At 48.0% G+C, this 20,548-nt stretch carries 17 protein-coding genes; 8 read left to right on the top strand and 9 right to left on the bottom strand.

Annotated features, from left to right (window positions below; all coding sequences use genetic code 11):
* Positions 1-13: 13 nt before the first annotated feature.
* The gene (locus MK185_09670; protein ID MCH2040890.1) at positions 14-1,369 is read right to left on the bottom strand and encodes an adenylate/guanylate cyclase domain-containing protein; all 1,356 of its coding nucleotides are present in this window, start codon (positions 1,367-1,369) and stop codon (positions 14-16) included.
* Positions 1,370-1,479: 110 nt separating this feature from the next.
* On the opposite strand from MK185_09670, the gene MK185_09665 reads away from it, so the two are divergent.
* Positions 1,480-1,650: a hypothetical protein gene (locus MK185_09665; GenBank protein MCH2040889.1), complete on the top strand. Its 171-nt coding sequence runs from the start codon at positions 1,480-1,482 to the stop codon at positions 1,648-1,650.
* Positions 1,651-1,674: 24 nt separating this feature from the next.
* Positions 1,675-2,889, top strand: a complete 1,215-nt coding sequence (gene serB, locus MK185_09660) for a phosphoserine phosphatase SerB (GenBank protein MCH2040888.1) — start codon at positions 1,675-1,677, stop codon at positions 2,887-2,889.
* A gap of 75 nt (positions 2,890-2,964) precedes the next feature.
* Here the strand turns inward: serB and MK185_09655 are convergent, their stop codons facing one another.
* The 3 genes from MK185_09655 to epmB form a co-directional block, all read right to left on the bottom strand.
* A complete protein-coding gene (locus MK185_09655) occupies positions 2,965-4,983 on the bottom strand; it encodes an EAL domain-containing protein (GenBank protein MCH2040887.1) in 2,019 nt (672 codons plus the stop codon).
* Positions 4,984-5,171: 188 nt separating this feature from the next.
* Positions 5,172-6,983, bottom strand: coding sequence for a GTPase (locus MK185_09650; protein MCH2040886.1), 1,812 nt, complete (start codon positions 6,981-6,983; stop codon positions 5,172-5,174).
* Positions 6,984-7,174: 191 nt separating this feature from the next.
* On the bottom strand, positions 7,175-8,188 hold the full coding sequence (epmB, locus tag MK185_09645; GenBank protein ID MCH2040885.1) for an EF-P beta-lysylation protein EpmB: 1,014 nt from the start codon (positions 8,186-8,188) through the stop codon (positions 7,175-7,177).
* Positions 8,189-8,224: 36 nt separating this feature from the next.
* Between epmB and efp the strand changes: the two genes are divergently transcribed.
* Positions 8,225-8,791 carry an elongation factor P gene (gene efp, locus MK185_09640; protein ID MCH2040884.1) on the top strand — a complete coding sequence of 189 codons (567 nt, stop codon included), beginning with the start codon at positions 8,225-8,227 and terminating at the stop codon, positions 8,789-8,791.
* A gap of 93 nt (positions 8,792-8,884) precedes the next feature.
* The gene (epmA, locus tag MK185_09635; protein MCH2040883.1) at positions 8,885-9,796 is read left to right on the top strand and encodes an EF-P lysine aminoacylase EpmA; all 912 of its coding nucleotides are present in this window, start codon (positions 8,885-8,887) and stop codon (positions 9,794-9,796) included.
* A 194-nt stretch (positions 9,797-9,990) separates the two neighbouring features.
* Here the strand turns inward: epmA and asd are convergent, their stop codons facing one another.
* The 3 genes from asd to MK185_09620 form a co-directional block, all read right to left on the bottom strand.
* Entirely contained in the window at positions 9,991-10,908 is a 918-nt protein-coding gene (gene asd / locus MK185_09630) for an archaetidylserine decarboxylase (GenBank protein MCH2040882.1), read from the bottom strand.
* Positions 10,868-11,692, bottom strand: a complete 825-nt coding sequence (locus MK185_09625) for a sulfurtransferase (GenBank protein ID MCH2040881.1) — start codon at positions 11,690-11,692, stop codon at positions 10,868-10,870. The genes asd and MK185_09625 overlap by 41 nt, the downstream gene beginning before the upstream one ends.
* Positions 11,693-11,773: 81 nt before the next feature.
* Positions 11,774-13,390 carry an HDOD domain-containing protein gene (locus MK185_09620; protein MCH2040880.1) on the bottom strand — a complete coding sequence of 539 codons (1,617 nt, stop codon included), beginning with the start codon at positions 13,388-13,390 and terminating at the stop codon, positions 11,774-11,776.
* 171 nt (positions 13,391-13,561) lie between these two features.
* On the opposite strand from MK185_09620, the gene motA reads away from it, so the two are divergent.
* Both motA and motB read left to right on the top strand, forming a co-directional pair.
* Positions 13,562-14,413: a flagellar motor stator protein MotA gene (motA, locus tag MK185_09615; protein MCH2040879.1), complete on the top strand. Its 852-nt coding sequence runs from the start codon at positions 13,562-13,564 to the stop codon at positions 14,411-14,413.
* On the top strand, positions 14,413-15,435 hold the full coding sequence (gene motB / locus MK185_09610; GenBank protein MCH2040878.1) for a flagellar motor protein MotB: 1,023 nt from the start codon (positions 14,413-14,415) through the stop codon (positions 15,433-15,435). Before motA ends, motB begins: the two co-directional genes overlap by 1 nt.
* 45 nt (positions 15,436-15,480) lie before the next feature.
* Here motB and rsgA read toward each other — a convergent pair whose 3' ends face one another.
* Complete coding sequence (gene rsgA / locus MK185_09605) at positions 15,481-16,524, bottom strand: small ribosomal subunit biogenesis GTPase RsgA (GenBank protein ID MCH2040877.1); 1,044 nt, start codon at positions 16,522-16,524, stop codon at positions 15,481-15,483.
* Between the two features lie 103 nt (positions 16,525-16,627).
* Between rsgA and orn the strand changes: the two genes are divergently transcribed.
* Complete coding sequence (orn, locus tag MK185_09600; protein MCH2040876.1) at positions 16,628-17,173, top strand: oligoribonuclease; 546 nt, start codon at positions 16,628-16,630, stop codon at positions 17,171-17,173.
* A 265-nt stretch (positions 17,174-17,438) separates the two neighbouring features.
* A complete protein-coding gene (locus MK185_09595) occupies positions 17,439-18,014 on the top strand; it encodes a hypothetical protein (protein MCH2040875.1) in 576 nt (191 codons plus the stop codon).
* A 101-nt stretch (positions 18,015-18,115) separates the two neighbouring features.
* Here the strand turns inward: MK185_09595 and MK185_09590 are convergent, their stop codons facing one another.
* Positions 18,116-20,545 (bottom strand): EAL domain-containing protein, encoded by a 2,430-nt coding sequence (locus MK185_09590; protein MCH2040874.1) that lies wholly within the window; start codon positions 20,543-20,545, stop codon positions 18,116-18,118.
* Positions 20,546-20,548: the final 3 nt, after the last annotated feature.

The following is a 20,548-nucleotide window of genomic DNA, read 5'->3' as shown; positions in this document are numbered from 1 at the left end:
GTTATACAGCGGGTTAGGCTTGTTCTTTCATCGCCGTGATGTGTTTTATCTGTCGCTGAATCAGCGACTGATTTTTTTCCGGCAATTGATTCAACCAGTAACTTGGCACTTCTTTGCCGTGTAAATCAGAGATGTCTGGGCCACTACACCAATCTATGTCGTTGTGTTGGGCGATTTCATCCAGTATCGACTGGCTGGCAAGTAAACGTCTTTCTTCGCCATGTTGAGCCAAATGCGACGCCCAGTGGATGGTATCGCCAACGAGACTTCCCTGCAGTTGTTGTTCCTCACCAATGGGTGTTAGGAGAACGGAACCAAAGTGCGCCGCGATGCGGAACTCCAGCGGTAGTAAATGATGGTCATGGTCATGGTCGCGCAAATGGCTGACCAACCCAAGGAACAGCTCTGCTGCGTATAGGCAATGCAATGCATCCTGCGGTGTCGGTTCCGGCAGTCCGAACAGCATAACTATGCCGTCTCCCTGAAACCTATCCAGCTTACCGTTGTACAGTTTAGCCGCCTGACTCAGAAGTCTGTGATACTGGTTCAACAGTGATGATAGCTCCGTTGCGCTCAGTCGGTTTTGCAATATTTCCAGCTCTTGTATCTCGATATACAGCATCGCACAGGACTGATAACGAAAGTGGTGTCCCTGATTATTCGGTTCGGTGTTAATAAATTGCTCCAGAGCTTTTTCAATCGCCCGACGCTGTTGTTCTGTCTCAGCAATATCCTTTAAGGCATTGTGTAATGGTTGCAGATCCTGAATGTGTGGCGCTTCCAGTGTAAAGCTATCTCCACGCTGCCAGTCTTTGAGCTTTGCTGGTAACTGGCGCAGATATAACAGGTTTCTCTCGCTGAGTTGATAGGCCAACAGGGCACCAATACAGGCCAACAAGGCACTGGCCAATAAATTCATAGCGAAGTCACGGCGCAAAGATTGGCTTGCGGCGGCATTGTCCACCGCCGCCTGGATGCTGCCAATTGCCAGCTTGTCCTGAGTGATGCTTTGACTCGTAATCATGGCAGTACTGGCAAAGCGCCCGGTTTCGGCAATGACCTGCTGGTCGGTGTTAAGAATCCGGATGGCCTGAATAAACTCGCCACGCTGCCATTCATTCAGCGTCAGGTTCATGCTGACACGATCTTCATTCAGCAAGCTGGGCGCTAGCGCTACTGCCAGTCGTTTGAGTTGCAGTTGCGATTGCAGCTGCAGCGCCTTTTCACTGTTGTTCCACTGAGTGTGGAATGTCAAAGCACTTATGGCCACTGCGGTAAACAGAATCATCAGCGCGGTGAACAGGCCAAAGGCTTGACTCAGATTCAATTTTAGCCAGATCGATGTGGGGTTAGCCATTGTGATACTCAAACAATTTTTCTTTATGATGGTATTATATGCGCCGCCTGACGTAACGCCAGCGGAAGCAACGTTCTGCGGTGTGTATTATTTGACCAAATAGTTGATGATGGGGAACCTCCATGAGTGATGTGAAACAGTCTCTGAAAGATAAGCTGCAAGAGTTAGAAAAAGGTCTGTACCTGATGAGTGTGGACCGGGTACGTGCATTATCAGCACATGAAACTGTCGATCTGATTGAAGAGCTGCGTGGCGTTGTTGCTGCTGCGAAAGCGGATATAAATAAGCTTTAACTGAATTTAAACCAGGGGTTATCCGTGACAGAATTGGTTCTAATCCGCGTGACTGGGGCCGATAAGCCCGGGTTAACTGCCAACATCAGCGCTATTCTGGCGCAATACGATGTAACGATTTTAGACATCGGTCAGGCTGAGATTCACGACACTTTGACGTTGGGTATTTTAGCCGCCATTCCTTCCCGGGCAGAGTCTGCTCCGGTTCTTAAAGACGTATTGTTTAAAGCGCATGAACTGGGCTTATCGGTACGCTTCACGCCAGTCACCCCTGAAAGCTATCACAGCTGGGTGACACAACAGGGCAAGCCACGTCATATTATTACGCTGCTGGCGCGCGCTATTGAAGCGAAAGCGATCGCTGCGATTACCGCCATTGTGGCTGAGCATAATCTCAACATTGATCAGATTAACCGGCTCTCAGGACGTGTCGATCTGGATCAGGCGCCAGAGCAGGAAAATACGCGTGCCTGTGTTGAGTTTTCTGTACGTGGCGAGGCTGATCAGAGCCAGATGCGCGCTCAGTTTTTGCAGGTTGCCAACGATCTTGGAGTCGATATTGCTTTTCAGAAAGATGATAAGTATCGCCGTAGCCGTCGTTTGGTTGCGTTTGATATGGATTCAACGCTGATTGAAGCGGAAGTAATTGATGAGCTTGCAGCAGCTGCCGGTGTGGGCGAGCAGGTGGCAGAAATCACTGAGCGAGCGATGTCAGGAGAGCTTGATTTTAATCAGAGTTTTGAACAACGTGTGGCCTTGCTGAAAGGTTTGAATGGGGATGTCTTGCAGGGAATTGCTGAGCAGTTGCCGGTAACGGAAGGCGCTGAGCGATTGATTCGTAACCTGCGTTCTCTGGGCTACAAAACGGCAATACTGTCGGGCGGCTTTAACTATTTTGGTCGTTATTTGCAGGAAAAATTAGGCATCGATTACGTCTTTGCTAACGAGCTCGAAATGGAAGATGGCATTGTTACCGGGCGAGTGACTGGTAAGGTCGTGAACGGCGAGCGCAAGGCTGAATTACTGCGTGAACTGGCAGCAAAAGAAGATATCACACTGGAGCAAACCATTGCTGTGGGTGACGGTGCAAACGATCTGCCGATGTTGAGTATTGCTGGTTTAGGGATTGCGTTCCGGGCCAAGCCCCTGGTGCGTGAGAATGCCAAAAACGCGATCTCAACCCTGGGTCTGGATGGCATTCTCTATTTGCTGGGCTATCGTGATCGCGATATTGGTTAATCAATGTCCACCTTTGGGTCTGAAACAAAAAGCCGCAATGATTGCGGCTTTTTGTTGGTTATCGGATTTCAATGATTATTCGTCGTTAAAGTCGTAAGCCATACCAGACTGTGGCGCCTGAACATAATGACCCTGGATAAAATGCGCACCAAGCTGCCATAGGTTGGCAACCGATGAGGCGTTTTCTACCAGCGGTACAATGGTTTGTTTCTCTTCCTCATGCAGCTGGCCTAACAGCTCTTTCAGGTGCTTCTGAGCATCTGGATTGCCCCCTAACTCGCGGGTAAATGAGCCATCGATTTTCACATATGTCACTTCCAGATGCTTGAGAATCTGAAACGGTTTCAGTGCACAACCAAAGCGGCTCAGTGCTGTTGGAATTCCACGCTCCAACAGTGAATGACTGAACTCCTGGCATTGCTTGAGCATTTTACCGGCGTCTTCCTCATTAAATTGGAAGATGGCGGCCCCTTTGGGCAGCTTGGCCGCATTTAATGCAACGCTGATCCAACTGGCCAGGCTCTCATCCGATAAAGAAGCGGACGATAAATTAATGAACATACGGGTGTTGTGACCATTTGCCCGGTGCTCGCTGAGTAATTTGGTGGTGTGTAAGACGACCCAGCGGTCAATCTTGCGCTTCAAACCATCATCAATGTCAGGGTTATTCAGGAATTCACCGGCAGAGATAATGTGCCCATCGGCCTGTGGCAAGCGCAACAGGGTTTCGTAATGCTCGGTTTCTTCGCCGCGCAAATTGATGAGTGGCTGGAACAGCAATTGGAAGCTGTTATTCTTCAGCGCTCCTGCAAGCTGAGCTTCAACATTCACTTCACCGGCTTCAGGTTCATCCGGTTTTTTGGGCATATACAGATGAATGCCGTTTCCGCGCTTGTGTTCTTCCTGTTTACGCACATCATCTGAAGCATGGTGTGCTTGCTGCAGGGTGTCCTCGGGTTTTGAGCTGTTTTCAGTAATCAGCGCTATCCCGATACTGGCGGTGACGGTAATCGTACGTTTGTCGATTTCAATAAGCAGATGCTCAATGATATCGCGCAGTTTTTCAGCTAGCTCCAATGCCTGCTCGGCGTCAATCCCCATACCAATAAAAGAGAAAATATCCTCACCAATACGAGCAAGATGATTGTTATCCGGCAGACTTTTACGCAGTTTCTCTGCGACCTCTGTGATCACTGTATCGGAGTGGTTAATGCCGATGTCACTTTTTACTTTATTGAATTGATCAATATTGATGTAAAAAACCGCACCTCTGGCTCCCTTAAGCACGGCACTGTCGACGGCATTTTCCAGCTGTTCGTTAAAAAAGGTTTTGTTGTATAAATTGGTGAGTAAGTCACGGCTACGGATGGCTTCCAGCTGTGCTTCCAATTCCTGGCTATCAGCCTGACCGCGAATCGTGACCTGAGTGCATTCCTCCTCAGCGTAGGTTGCTGAGGAAAAGCGCATACTCATGGCAAACACATCACCGTTGCCATTAATACCTGAGGTTTTCAGTTCGCCGGCCTGCTGCCCCTGATCGTAGCTTTTGAGGAATTGTTTAAATTGCTTTTGACCTGAAGCATCCACCATATCCATGATTGGCATACCCTCCAGATCATCGGCGCAGTCGTAACCAAACAATTCTAGATACGCGAGGTTGGCATAAACGTGCATACCGTCGTGAATGTAAGCAACAGCATCTTTTGAACTTTCCAACAGCGCCTGTGCGCGCTTTTCTGAATCGCGCAGTTTTACTTCCAGCATGCGCTTTTCACGACGCGTTTGCAGATGTTCCAGTTCGCGCTGAATGACCATCAGCATGATATTGGACTCTTCCAAAGGAATAATGGTGGCTGCGCCTTTTTTAAAGCAGGTCTCGAAGGCAATCGCATCGATTTCTTCATTAGTGAGCAAAATCAATGGCAGGTCTTTATTCAGACGTTGAATCTGGCTTTGCAGTTCTTCCCACTGAATGTTTTGCGCGTGTGGCTGTGCCAGCACCAAATCCCAGCTTTTATCCTGCAGTTGATCGACAAAATCCGCTACAGAACTGACCTGATGTGCTCTGGTCGCGCTGCCAGAGTTACGAAGCATGCTGACGATATTTTCAGCATGATTTTGAGATTCGGTCAGAAGTAGTAGATGGATTGTATCTCGATTCACGAATGTACCAGCTTAAAGATAGGGGGCTGTCGATTATAAGTGTTAGGAAGTAAAAAAAAACGTCCAGTTGTGACAGTAATTGTCATAATCCGAAGCATCTGGTCAGCTTTTACCCGGTTTTACAACTTATTCCAGATCGAGTCGAAGTCATCATCAGTAACACCGGGAGCAGGTTGCATGGTGCTCTGCTTTTGACTGGTATTAAAGCCCACCATCCGAAATTGGAATTGCCCGAAGCTACTGGTCGAGGTCAATCGCTTAGTCAGCTGATAGCGGCCTTGTTCGCTTTCAAACATCAGTTCAACCTTATTGCCGGTTCTGAACGGCATTCTGGGTAACAATAATGTTGCTGGCTGAGCGATTGCTTTAATCGCGGGTAGTAATAATGCACGCATCAGGGGACCGTTGTTACCGGTTTTCTGGAGAATTCTGGCGGCGCCAATTTGTGCTCGTGGTGCCAGTAACTCGATACCCAGTTGCGTACCCTGATCGCGCAGATGGCGAATCCAGCGGATAACACCGATTGACCAGTGTTTCACTCCTTTCTCCTGAATACCAATCAATTCTCCGGCCTGAATGCTGGGCGGTACATTGCCTTTCCAGTGAAGACAATAACCACCGGGGCTGGTATTGATTAGCTCGACGGAGTGCGATGGGTATTTGGCCTTTGTCTCAGCCTGATCATCGTCGTCTTTATATTTGTTGATAAACTCGATAGCATCCAGATTGAGGCTTGGGTTGTCGGCGATTTTTGCTCCACCGGCATCGAATGCATCTGCCCAGACATCATCCGAACTGGCTTTGCCGGTGTCGGCAGCCTGCTGCACTTCATCATGCATCGTCTTGGGTTTGAAGCGCGTCAGCATCAGGTCAAAATCGAGCAAGCCACCGCTGTAATAATGCGTTGCAGACAAACCAATGCAGAGTCTCAGCGAGCCCTCAGTTGGTGCACGACGGAATGAGCGTTGCCAGTGAATGCCCCAGGATTGAATCGCATGGGACAGCAGGTTGTCGGACAGTTTCCCCGGAACCGTGATGGTGTTATTACCATTCGGGTTGGCTGCCCAGAGTTTAAGCGCTTTCACCAGCTCTGCGGTGTTCAGGCTACGAAACAACGGCTTCTGTGCGTCGCGTAAGTGCTGGCGATATTGGCCGGGTCGGTCGCGGTGCAGGTTGATGATGAACAAAGCGGATTCATCTTCAGCATGCGTCAAGCCGACAAATTCAGCCCAGAGTTCGCTGGCATCATAGAGCTGTATCAGATCTTGTTGACGTAAATTATTTGGTTTAGCGGTACCGAGCAGATGGGCACGTATATAAACATCTTTAATGGTAGAGCTGGACAGAAACCGAGTCTGTCGATCACTGACTTTGTATTGAGTCAGGCCATGCATTTCGGCCAATAAGAGCAACTGATTAATTTCCAGCCAGGCATGTTCGGGTGGCTGACAGTAGAGTTGGAATGCTCGCAATATGGTTTGATTGGTATCCGATATCGCACGATGAACGGCCAGTGTCACGATTTTTGCTGGTTTATCAGTGGGTCTCAGGTTAGCAATACTGTGTGCCACAACCAATTTGTAGCCTGTAGCCAGATGTACCTGAAGTGCCTGACTGAGGTTAGCAATTTTCAGCTGCTTCTCGTTCAGTGATATTGATGACTGTAAAAAGTGTTTATTCAGCAGTGTGCAGATGGAGTAAATGTAGGGGCGGACAACTTCTAATACCTTGAACCGTAACAGGGGATCTGTGTCCCACTGGTTCAGTTCGCGAATGGCATGATACAGGCGGCGCGCAGATTCCCCGGTATTAGCCATTGGGAGTTCTTTGGCCCACTGGGTAATGCCTTCAACGTTACCGGCACAGATACTGGGCTGAGCCAGTGTTGTGGCCGGGATGTGTAATTTGATTGGCGCTTTTGAGCTGTCCATGCGTTCCTACTGTCGATTAAAAAACAAACGATCAACCAATTTTCAATGAGTGTAGCTGTTCTACAGTATAGACAATTTGCTGTAAGTGCATGCTTACACTCAGGAAATTTGCTGGCGACAAAGGTAAAACCGTGTAAAACATGCGTCTGAGTCCGTTACGACGCTGATTTTCACTGCCATGAGAGTCATTTTTATATTATCGCCGTCTTATGGGCCTTTCCGCCTTCTTCCCTGACCAGCTTGGGAACCAGATAGCCGGGTAATTCGCACATCAGTTGTTGGTGCAAAGCTACGGCTTCTTGCTCAGGAATATCAAAATGGCTGGCGCCTTTAACCGGGTCGAGCAGGTGAAGGTAATAAGGCAATATGCCAAATTCAAACAGTTGTTTGCTTAATTCAGACAAAACACTGAGCCGATCATTGACGTGTCTCAGTAATACTGCCTGATTCAGCAGAGTTACATTGGCGTCTCTCAGTGCTTGGTAGGCGCGTCGGTGCAGCGCCGATAATTCGTTTGGATGGTTAATATGCAGCACACAACTCGTGAATAAACGGCTGCGTTTTAGGCGATGACACAGTTCCGGAGTGATTCTCTGTGGGATGACTACCGGCAGTCGTGTGTGAATCCGTAACCGTTGTACATGAGGAATAGCCTCTATCTGATTGATCAACTCAGATAAATGATGATCTTGTAGCATCAGTGGATCACCGCCACTGAGGATCACTTCCTCAATCGTGCTATCAGCGGCGACATATTCCAGCGTCTGCTGCCATTGCTGGCGACTGACGCGATTCTCCTGATAGGGAAAATGACGGCGGAAACAATAGCGACAATTTACGGCGCAGCCGGATGCTGCCAGGAGCAGAACCCGTCCGTGGTACTTATGAATAATCCCTTGTTGAATATTGGCATGTTTCTCAGCCAGCGGATCGGTAACGTACCCAGGCGGGTTATGTAACTCGGCAGGTTGAGGTAGTACCTGGAGTAGCAGTGGATCATTCGGGTTGCCTTGCTCAATTAAGTCAGCATAAGGGCTGGGCACCAATAAAGAAAAATCCTTGCTGGCATGCTCAGCATTGTGGCGCTGGTCCAGGTCGATTTGCAGGAACTCAAGCAGCTTATCAAGGTCTCGATAGGACTCAGCCAGGATCTGGCGCCAATCTTGTGGCTCTACAGCGTCGCTGGTTCGGGTTATGATATGCACTTTGATACGACTTCCTAAAAGTAATCAGGTTTTAAAATGGCGAATTATTCTACCAACGAATTCAAATCAGGTCTTAAAGTGATGCTCGATGGAGATCCTTGCTCCATTGTAGAAAACGAATACGTAAAGCCGGGCAAAGGTCAGGCATTCAACCGTGTGAAGCTGCGTAACCTGAAAAATGGTCGTGTATGGGAGCGCACCTTTAAGTCTGGTGAATCTCTGGAAGGTGCCGATGTGATGGAATATGACATGGAATACCTGTACACCGACGGTGAATTCTGGCATTTCATGGCAAAAGATGGCTCGTTCGAGCAACACGGTGCTTCGGCGGAGGCTTTGGGTGATACCGTTAAATGGCTGAAAGAGCAGGAAACTTATGTTGTTACTCTGTTCAATGGCGGTGTATTGACCGTTGCTCCACCTAATTTTGTTGAGTTGGAGGTGACTGAAACGGATCCGGGACTGAAAGGTGATACGGCTCAGGGTGGCTCTAAACCGGCGACTCTGACCACCGGCGCTGTTGTTAAGGTACCTTTGTTTATCAATATCGGCGAAGTGTTGCGTATTGATACCCGTACTGGCGAATACGTTAGCCGTGCTTAAGCCTCAGGCGTATTATTTGGAAGGGAGCCGCTTGGCTCCCTTTTCTTTTTCAGACAGCCAGCGAGCTGTTTTCTACATCGCGGGAATTGTTACATGCAGGATTGGCGTCCAGGGGCCAGCAACAGGTTGCTACAGCTACGGGCTGAATTAAACCGTGCTATCCGTGAGTTCTTTTATCAACGCCAGGTGCTTGAGGTGGAAACGCCAGTGTTGTGTCAGGCACCCGTTATAGATCCGAATATTGAACCGATCCAGGCGCAGGGGCGTTATTTACATACGTCACCGGAGTATGCGATGAAACGCCTGTTGTGTGCGGATAGCGGCGATATTTTTCAGATTGCGAAAGTCTTTCGCTGTGGTGAAGCGGGTCAGCGTCATAACCCGGAATTCTCAATGCTGGAATGGTATCGCGTTGACTGGGATCATTGGCAGTTGATGGACGAAGTGGCGGAATTATTGCGGTTGATATTTAAGCAATCTTTTCCTCGTCTTGATCTCAGTTATACGGATGCTCTTAGGCAGTTTGCCCAGATAAAATGGACTGATTGTGACGATGGTGCAGTTCGCGCCAGAGGTATTGAACTTGCCGGCGCTGATCTGGAACTGGATCGCGATGGCTGGCTGGATATTATTATGAGCCATCAGGTGGAACCTAATTTACCTCGGGATACGCTGGTTTTTATCTATGATTATCCGCCATCTCAGGCAGCATTATCCAAAGTCCGTGTGGACGAATCGAGTGCCCATGCTGAGCGATTTGAAGTGTTTTTAAATGGTGTTGAACTCGCCAATGGATACCACGAGCTGACTGATCACCAGGAGCAGAAAAAACGCTTTTTCGACGAATCAAAAGGGCGTGATATCGATCAGCGTTTATTGCAGGCGATGGCTTCCGGTATGCCAGAATGTGCCGGGGTAGCAATGGGCCTTGATCGAATATTGATGCTTTTGACTGGTTTGGAATTCATCGACGAAGTGGTGAGCTTTTCCTGGGATAGAGCATAATTCCGAAGAACAGAAGACATCGCTGTCAGTGCGTTTATTACCAGGAACGAACTCTCGCCTGGCATCGCCACGGGAATAGAGCAGTGTTCTCTGTACCGGGAAAATACTTCGCCTGCAAAACCGGGCTAAAAACACAAAAGCCGAACAACTTTGGGTCAAAGTGTCCGGCTTTTTATAGCTGTTATTGAGCCAGTTTATTCCAGTGTCATGCCGACGCTTTCGCCCATGCGCAGCGGTGATCCGGCCTCCAGTGTTTCCTGCCAGTGCATTTTGTCTTTTTCAAAACACAATACGACGGTTGAACCCAACAGGAAGCGACCCATTTCTTCGCCTTTTTCAATGGTGATTGGTTCTGGACTTGGGTACGAGGTGACGCGTAATTCGCGCTTCGGTGGTGTAACCAAACCATGCCAGATGGTTTCTACCGCGGCGACAATCATAGCGCCAACCAACACCATAGCCATTTGACCCAGCTCGGTATCAAAGATAGCTACAACGCGTTCATTACGTGAAAACAGGCGAGGTACATTTTCTGCCGTTGTCTGGTTGACCGAGAACAGATCACCCGGAACATATATCATTTCCCGTAAAGTGCCGGTAACCGGCATGTGAACGCGGTGATAATCTTTAGGTGACAAATAAATTGTCGAAAACTGCCCACCCATAAATGGCGCTGCGCGGTCGCTATCACCGCCTAATAATTCAATCAGAGAATAGTCTTGGCCCTTAGCCTGAAAAATACGACCGTTTTCAATAGGACCAAGCTGCGATACAGCGCCGTCAGCCGGAGACAGAATCATATTATCTCCGCTTGCTAACGGGCGCGCGCCTTGTTGTAACTCGCGGGTGAAAAAATCGTTAAAACAACGAAAATCCTCGGCATTTTGACGCTGAGCTTCGCTCATATTCACATCGAACTGTTTGATAAAAGCACGAATTAACGGATTTTTAATCCAGTCAATTTCTGTTGCTGCCAGTGCACCGATACCGCGCGATAATAAGTGTTGTGGGACCAGATATTGACTGGCGATAAATAATTTATCTTTTAATGATGTACTCAATGTATTTTCCTCAGGGCTGTTCGCCGGTGTTAATTGGGGTCTTTTCGTCATTGCCCCATTCCGACCAGGAGCCAGCGTACGCTTTGATGTTGAAACCTAAAATCTTTCCTACCAGATAGGTATAACCGGATCTGTGGTGAGTTTGGCAGTGGGTGACGATCTCTTTGCTTTCGTCAATGTTCATCGCTCTTAATAACTCACGGAACTCATCCAGATTCTTAATACGCAGACCATTGTTGGCATCCATACCGAGGGTCCACTCGTAATTTATTGCGCCGGGGATATGACCACCACGCGCCGAGAAAACTTTCTCACCTCTGTATTCCATAGCGGAACGAGCATCCCAGATTGCAAAGTCCGGATTACCGATTCGTTCGATGATCTGGTCCTTGGTTAAGGAAAATTCGTGCCGCAGAGATTGGATCTGGAATTGACTGGCAAGTACCTGGTTATTGCCCGCCTCAGTGGTCAAGCCATCTTTCAGCCAAGCGTGAATGCCGCCATTCACATAGGAATATTGTGAATGGCCTATTACATCCAGTGCCCAGATCAGGCGGCCTGCCCAGCCACCACCTTCATCATCATAAGCGATGACATGTGTATCCGATGTCAGACCGAGCTCACTGAACAATGCGCTCAGATCGTCGACAGAAGGCAATGCCCCCGGTGTTGGTTTTTGGCCAAGCTGCAGGCGTTTAAAGTCCAGATGAACGGCGCCTGGAATGTGGTGTTGCAGATAACTATCCAACTTACTCTGATCAATGATCAGAGTATTGGCCAGCGGCAGCTGAGCGGCCAGCTCTTTTGGCTCAACTAATAACGGCAGGATGGGCATAGAACTTTCCGGTTAGTGTGATCACAAAAAGAAAAGCCGTAGTGTATCTGAGCCGCTGACACTTGTCAGGGATGGGGAATGCTAATGGCCGCCCGCGCTGCCTGATCTGCGTTGTCTTTCGGTATTGCAACGCAACTCGGCTAAGCTACTGCTGGCTGTCTGGCACAGATTCTTAAATGCCATATATTCTGCCGGTATCAGCCCTTCTTTGCCGCCATCGTTGTAAGCAATAACAATCCCGATGGGTTTGTTACCGGCATTAATCGACATGGTCACCAGTTGTTCTGGCAATCGCTGCTGCGTTTGTTCCGGCAAGCCGCGCATGAATCGCGCCCGGTTCTCTGTGGTAATCAATAAGCTGGCAGGTTTTTCCAGCAGCTTGGCGAATATATTGGTTTTTCGCAGATCAATCGTCAAACGCCGAATCAGATCCTGTTCCGCAACACCTTCGGCATAGAATACCTTGAGCATTGTCTTGTCCTTGTTCAGTAGTGCAATGCAAGCACTGGATAAACCAACGCCATGACAAATTCCTTTCAGTACGCCGCGCATCAGATAATGCCAGTCGCCAAAGCTATCCGGACTGTGCTGCAGTTGCTGCATCAGTTTCTTCAGATAACTGTGGTCTGGTTGACGTTCTGGTCGTTCTGGCAAAGGGGTTACAACGGCTTTGGCCACCGCGTTTTCGCTGCTGCGATCAGGTTTAGGATCTGGTTTCTGTGGCACAATTTTCGGGTAATCAAAGGCAGTCGGCTCTGGGCTGAGCAGCAAAGCCAAGCCACTGGACAGCGCATCTTGTTGTCGCCGGCTGATTATCAGCTGAATTTTTCGCAGTTCGGCCATTTGCAGTGCCACCGGTTTTCCCAACCAATGACAGACGAGTGCCAGCCAGCGCTGCGAGCGCTTGCCCAGTGGACTGATATGCCAATGCCACACAAGACTGTTCGCCATGATCGACATCATATGCGGCGCTTGCATTTGATGACGTAATTTACGCTGATCATCGAGGTCGCGGGGATCGTGTTTGCGCAGCAATTGCCACTCGGGTTGTTTCAGCCAGTTTTGCGGGTAGTAACAGTCGATTGCCAGCTGCGGTAAACAAAGCGCTTCCGCGAGTTGCTGCCAGTCTTTGAGATGCTGAGAGCCAAAGCAATGGTTTGCCGCAGCAATCAGATCTTGTCCCTGGCTAAGGCTATGCAACCAGTTTTGAGACAATTCATCATTTAACAGCCATAACCACATCGGTGCAGCCGTCAACATGGCGCTCCAACGAGCGTAACTCACTGATTGATTACCTTTGATCGCTGCCCACTGGACAGCCAGTTCGCCAGCCATGCCTGAGCAGTGCACTGCACGGCGATAAAGTTGGTGTTGACGGGATTCGCTATCGGCACTAACTACGGGCAGCTTCTTAATCAGCTTGACTAATTCTTCCATGCCAAGCAGTGACAAACAGCTTGCGGCACCGGATATCTGTTCGCGGCAGTCCGGGTTTTGGCTCACAGCCGACGTTAGTAAATGCAGGCATAAAGCCGGGTCCTGTTCCACAATTTTGCTCAGGTCATCGAAATTAACCCGATTACTGCGCATTTGCTGACGCACCCGCTCGCGGCTCTCGGCCAGAATCGGGAAGTCGCGGAATTCTTTAATGGCCTTCCAGGAGATTGCCGAAGGCGGCACCAGTGATAATTGTGTCATGTCTCAGTTTGTGTAACAGCGAATTGTGACCTTTAATTACTATAGTCATTTTCCCTGTCGTCGCCGGATAAATTATACAAATGTCTTGTTCGATAATAACGATTCACCGAAGATCACGATCTTGTGGTTGCGGCCGATAAGGGGTTATCAGGAAGCTTAAGGACTGAATGAATGCTGTTTCTAATTGGGCTGTTTATCGTATTCGGAAGTGTTTTGTACGGCTATGTGATGTCACATGGGCAACTGCTTGCGCTGTGGCAGCCGTTCGAAATTCTGATTATTGTGGGTGCCGCGTTTGGTGCCTTTCTGCTGTCTAACCCATGGCATGTGATCCTTCGGTGTTTCAAACTGACGCCTCAGGTTATTCTTGGTGGCAAGGTGAACAAGGCCATGTATATGGATGTCCTGGGCGTTATTTATGACATTCTTAATAAAGCCCGGCGCGAAGGGATTATGGCGATCGAAGGAGACGTTGAAAGCCCGCAATCCAGTGCAATTTTTTCCCGATATCCGGCGATTCAGGCGAATCAAGAGCTGGCTAATTTCATTGCCGATTATTTCCGTATTATCGCTGCTGGCAACCTGACTTCGTTCGAACTTGAATCCCTGATGGATCAGGAAATTGATGCACGACTGCATGAGCTGGAGCAACCTGGCACAGCGGTAGGTAAGGTGGCAGATGCATTGCCTGGCTTCGGCATTGTGGCGGCAGTATTGGGGATTGTTATCACCATGGGGGCGATCGGTGGCGATGTTGCCGAGATCGGTAAACACGTTGCTGCTGCACTGGTTGGTACCTTTTCCGGGGTATTCCTGGCGTATGGTTTGGTGGGACCAGTAAGTTCAACGCTGCGACACTTGGCGGAGGAGGAAATCAAGCTGTATGAGGCCAGTAGAGCTTGTATCGTTGCATCGTTAAATGGTGTACCGCCGCAACTTGCAGTTGAATTTGGCCGAAAAGCGCTGTTTACCCACGGGCGTCCAAGCTTTAATGAAGTTGAAAGCAAAATACGTGGTCGCTGATGGAAAATCTAGGTCAGAATCAGAACATTGTTGTTCGCCGTATTAAAAAAGGAAAACACGAAGATCATGGTGGCGCCTGGAAAGTGGCCATGGCCGATTTTGCCCTGGCGATGATGGCACTGTTTTTGGTGCTCTGGGTAATTAACTCCTCAAATGAGCAGGAGAAAGAGGCAATCTCTGGTTATTTTCAGGATCCGTTAGCCTATGAAGAAGGCACAAAGGTGCCATCAAAATATGTGATTGATTTGGGTGGTTCACCGTCAGAAGCCGACAATGTGGCAGAATCTGAAGTCATTGATCCTGAGAAAATTCTTCAGGCCCGGGAAATCGAGAATCTGGCAGATGCGATTGAGCAGCGCCGCTTACAGGATATGCAGGCTAAGATCGAAGCGCGAATTGACGCCAGTCCAACCCTCAGTCCGTTTAAAAATCAGCTACTGCTGGATATCACCACCGAAGGTTTGAGACTCCAAATTGTTGATCAGACCAAGCGACCAATGTTTGACCCTGGCAGTGCACAATTAAAATATTATTCAGAAGACATCCTTTGGGAACTGGCGCCGATGCTGTCGACGCTGGACTATCGTTTATCCATCAGTGGCCATACCGACTCGTCAAGAGCGGCCGGTTTGCGTGAGGAAGATGATGTGAACTGGAGTCTGTCGTCTATGCGGGCCGATTCAGCCCGACGTGCGTTAATGGAGGCGGGGGTAGCGAAAATGCAGATTGCTCAGGTGATCGGTATGGGCGATACCGCTCCATTAAAAGCGGATGATCCGGGCAACTCAGTCAATCGCCGAATCTCAATCACGATGTTAAACAAACAATCGGAAGCCAACGTACGTGGGCGCGCCGGAGGCGCTGACATTGAATTTGTCAATGATGGTGAAGCGCCAGCCGAAGATGAACGCCAACCAACCATTAATAAGGCCGGTTCACTGCTTGACCAGTTGCGTAAGCAGCGTGAAAGCCAAGACAACAGCTATGATAATCCCCCTAACAAAGACGAGATATTCTGGTAGCACTGACGCAGGTTTATGGTTCGGCCTGCCGTGTTTTACATCAACTTACAGCTCAGTCAGTGTGTCCAGAATACGTTTATAGCTGTGGAAGCGTAGCTTGCTGATTTCGCCCTTGTCGACGGCTTCCAGAATTGCGCAGCCCGGTTCTTGTTCATGATGACAGTCGCGGAACCGGCAGTAGCCGCTAAGATGGCGGATCTCTTTAAAACCATGCAACACCTGATCCTCATTCATATGCCACAAACCGAATTCGCGGATTCCTGGCGAGTCAATCAGATCACCACCGGCGGGAAAGTGATAGAGGCGAGCGGTTGTGGTGGTATGGCGGCCTTTTTTACTGGCTTGGGATAAGGCGCCCACTTTGAGTTCTTCTTCCGGTAACAATGTATCAATGAGGGATGATTTCCCCACCCCCGATTGACCAACAAATACGCTGACGCGGTTATTCAGAAACTCTTTAAATTCACCCAGGCTGCTCTCTTCTTTGCTGCATACTCTGAGTGTCCGATAACCAAGTCCTTCATAGGTGGAGAGCAAATCATCAAAGCGCTGACGGCTGTTATCATCTAACAGATCAGTCTTATTCAACAAAATAATGGGTTCGATATAGCAGTTTTCAGCGGCCACCAGGTAGCGATCGATCAGGTTGGCATGCGCTTCCGGTTCCGGGGCAATCACCAGCACAATAAAGTCGATGTTAGCTGCAACGGGTTTAATCTCGTTGTAAGGATTTGGCCGCGATAGCTCCGAGCTGCGCTCCAATACGGTCTCTACCACGCCAGTACAAACAGTTTCGCCGGTGGCAACGAACAGAGTTTCCGGGCCTGGACGGAATACCACTTTATCACCGGTCACCAGCGAACCAAGGTTGGCTCGTAAGTAGCAGCGGTATTTGTCGCGGCTCTGGTCTTCCACTTCTACCTGGGTGCCAAAATGAGCAATTACCTGACCGTGGATTTCTTCGCCCAGCTCCCCGGCATTCAGTTGCTCCGATATATCACGTTCCTTGCGCTTTGCTCGCTGGGCTTTTTCCTGCTGGATTTTCTCAATGCGCCAGGCCTGACGTTTGTTCAGTTTGCGTTTGGCCATATAACTTCGGATACCGGGGTAAAGATTCAGGGCGATATTGTCCAAGCTGGCTGGGTGTGATGCAAGTTGTTAGACTTAGCGCAACTGAATACAGGCGAAAACTATGAGTCAGAAAGACAATCTTGTGTGGATGGATCTCGAAATGACCGGTCTGGAACCGGAGCAGGATGTGATTATTGAGATCGCGACGCTGGTTACCGATAAAGATCTGAATATCATTGCAGAAGGCCCGGTACTTGCGATTAAGCAACCGGATGTGTTGCTTGATGCCATGGATGATTGGAATACCAAAACGCATGGAAACTCTGGTTTGACTCAGCGTGTGCGGGACAGTGAGGTCACAGCGCGGGATGCTGAATTGCAGACGCTGGAATTTTTGCGCAAGCATGTAAAGCAGGGCGCTTCTCCGTTGTGTGGTAATAGCATTCATCAGGATCGTCGTTTTCTGGTGAAATACATGCCGCAACTGGAAGCTTACATGCATTACCGCAATATCGATGTCAGCACACTGAAGGAGCTTGCCAAGCGCTGGAAGCCTGAGGTGGTGTCTGCGTTCAACAAGAAAGGTGCGCACCTAGCATTGGACGATATCAAAGAGTCCATTGATGAAATGGCACACTACCGCAGTCACTTTTTATCGCTCGATTAAGCCGGGGAACTTACCTGATTCCTGGTGCAGATCAGGTCTTTGCATCAATCAGCGCAGACCTGATCTTTGTTTATTTTGGCACTCTCCTCTTTTGCAAACACTCCCCCACAGCTATCAAAGATTGATGGCTTTTCTTTCTTTTTTGGTTAAAAACCTTACAAAAAATTGTCATAAATGAGTTGAAAGAAACATTTGGTAATAAGCAAAGTATCTTTTATTATCTTTGTGTTGTCGTAATTTTCCAGTCAAGAAAGGGGAGAGCGTTGTGTCTCGACCAAGTCTAAAAACTCAGCGATACCAACAAATCATGGATGCTTATGAATACTGTGTTGGTCGCTATGGTGTTGAAGGAGCAACACTCGAACGTATCGCCACACAGGCGGGTTTGGCGCGACCTTTAATTCGCCATAACGTGGGTAACCGCGACGCATTGATGAAGGGTTTATTGCTTCGCTTTGATGAGAAGTGCGAGGCGTTTATTTGTCTTTTGCAACAACAATTACCAGAATCCGGGCGTCTGCCGTCATTGCTGGATCAGTTGTTTAGCGGCAGCAATGCTCATGCCGCGATACTGGCAAACGCGTTGGTGGTGGCCGCTGAAGATAATGACGAAGTAGCCGCAAAGCTTAAAAACTGGATCGAACGCTTCTCTGTTTTTATTCTGAACGAACTTCAGCAGGAAAGACCAGAAGTTGGACGCGATGAGCTTTATGCGGTTGCCTGTGGTATAGCCTCAATTTACGCCAATGTAGCGGCTTACTCACCGGTTTCTGATTTAAAAGACATTCGTCAGGCTTGTCGCACGTCTGCTGGTTTATTACTAGAGACGCTGGTAGCGTAACTATTCATCGGTGATCGCCAGCGTTGGGCCATCAGGCTGTCCTTATTTGCAATGAAAGACTGGGAAATGCAGACATTCTCTGTGAGTTTTGCGTCGTTGAATCAGTTGTATTTTCGGGTACTTTCTAACGCCGGATACGATGAAGACACATCAAATAATGAATAATCCAGTTTCTCAGCAGGTTGTGGTTTGGAATAAAAGAAGCCCTGCAGTACGTCACAGCCACATTCTTCAAGATAGCGCTGCTGCTCGATGGTTTCAACGCCCTCTGCAACAACGCGTAAGCCCAGCTCATTCGACATGGCAATGATGGCATTACAAATTGCTCTGTTATCGTTATCGTTGACAATATCTTCGACAAAATTCCGATCAATTTTAACTTCATCGATTGGAAATAACTTCAGATAACTCAGTGATGAGTACCCGGTACCAAAATCATCAATGGAAAGTTCCACCCCCAGGTCCTTCAGTTGATTGAGTTGTCGAATATTTCTCTCTGACCCCTCCATAACAATATTTTCCGTTAGCTCAAAAATAAACAGCTCAGGCCGTATTTGATATTTGTGAAACAGAGCGGTGATTTTTTTGATAAAACCTGGATTGTTAAATTGTGAGCTGCTGATGTTGATGGCTACTTTGATATTCAGAGAATTGCATTGCCATTTATCTATCTGCTGACAGGCCTGTTCCAGCACCCAATTCCCCAGCTCAACGATGAGGTTGCAGTTCTCCGCAACCGGAATAAATTCGCTTGGAGAAATCCATCCTTCTTCCCCGTCATTCCAGCGCATCAGGGCTTCCACAGACTTGATGCTGTTGCTTCGAACATCCAGCTGCGGTTGGAAGTACAGCTCAAAATCGTCATTTTCAATTGCTTTGCGTAGTTTATTTTCCAGTTGCAATTGGCGCACAGCCAGCTGGTTCATTGATTCTGAGTAAAAATGGTAAGTGTTCTTGCCAGCATCTTTCGCATAATACATAGCGATATCCGCGTGTTTCACCAATGTATCAGCGTCGCTTGCATCCTGCGGGAACGCACTGATGCCGATACTTGCTGAAACCTGAATATTGTAGCCATTTAGCACGGTTGGTTGTGAGAGTACCGAAAGCATACGCTTGGCAATTAACGCAGCGTCTCTGGCTTCGTGCAGATCTCGCAGTAAAACAACGAACTCATCACCACCAAGCCTGTATAAGTCTGCGTGGTGTCCGGCAGCATGATAAGGACTTAGCATATCGCTGCCGCGCAAATTTTCGGATAGCTTACGGGCTACGTCCGTTAATAGGGCATCACCCATGGCGTGACCCAGACTATCATTAATTCGTTTGAAGTTGTCGAGATCGACAAACATTACCACAACCATGTCCTGGTTTCGCGAGGCATTTTTGATTGCTTGCCTGATGCTTGTCTGGAACTTTCTTCTATTTGGCAGATCCGTCAGGCTATCGATATTCGCCTGATCAAAAAGAGCCTGCTCTTTTACTTTTAACTTCTCTGACATAATGTCGAAGCTGTTTGCCAGAAAAGCCAGCTCATCCTTGCCTTTCATATTTAACCGGTATGTGAAATCACCATCGGTAATATTGCGAATCCCAAGAACCAGTGACTTCAGTCTTCCGGCTAATATCCGGCCAATAATAATCGATATAAGTGCCCCGGCTAAAACAGATAGAAACCCCATCAGTAATAAGAACTGACTTTGATCTTGATTGGTAGCAATCATATTTTCTTGCGCACTGTTAATGCTTATACGCAATTTATTATTAAACTGTGAAACTGAATCGCGCATCCCGGACCAGGAATCCAATACATTGATTTCAGCTTCTGTTAACGACATCAATTGATTACTTGAGTAGCGGGTGACTTCGCCGTACTCAAGCAATGCAGTATAGGTATAGTCAAGTTCTGCTAACAGATAATCTATTGCGATAGCAGAATTCGTATCGATCTTTTGCAGCTGTTGCAGTCTGGACTTAATCGTATCAAGAGTCGAAAAAACAGTATTGAGATTTGACTCTTCTTTCTCGAGCAGGCGAACAAAGGCAATTTCAATCAGTATAACCTGATTTTCAGCTGCGCTTTTCGTTTTCTCATCCAGTGTTTTATCGCTTCTGATGTTGAGATTTATTTTAAGTAAGCTATCAATGAAATCATGTTCCAAGCTCACTAAGGTAGATTGTCCCGATGAGGTAGTTGAAAGTAAGGTTAATTTATCTTTTAAGCTATCAATCGCTGATTCATAAATAGTATCCGTGCTGTAAGCAAGTAAGTTTTCTAGTTGCTTAATTGCTAACAATGCATCTTCACGGAAGACTTTCTGACGGCGAATGTAGTTATAGAATTGTTGAGTGGCGGAATCCAGGTCGCTGTTTGTTCTGTAAACAATATCTTGTAATGGAGCTTTTTCTTCCAGTAGTGTATTCAGTTTTAACATCGTACTGCGACTGAAGTAAAACCCCATCGTTACGGCAAAAACAAGCAGTAGGGTTAACAGTGTAAACCCCAGATTTTTAATCGTATTAAATGACATAAA

Source organism: Saccharospirillaceae bacterium (genome assembly GCA_022448365.1).
Lineage (GTDB): Bacteria > Pseudomonadota > Gammaproteobacteria > Pseudomonadales > Oceanobacteraceae > Bacterioplanoides.
Note: the sequence above shows the minus strand (reverse complement) of the source record. Positions and strands in the feature narration are given on the sequence as shown.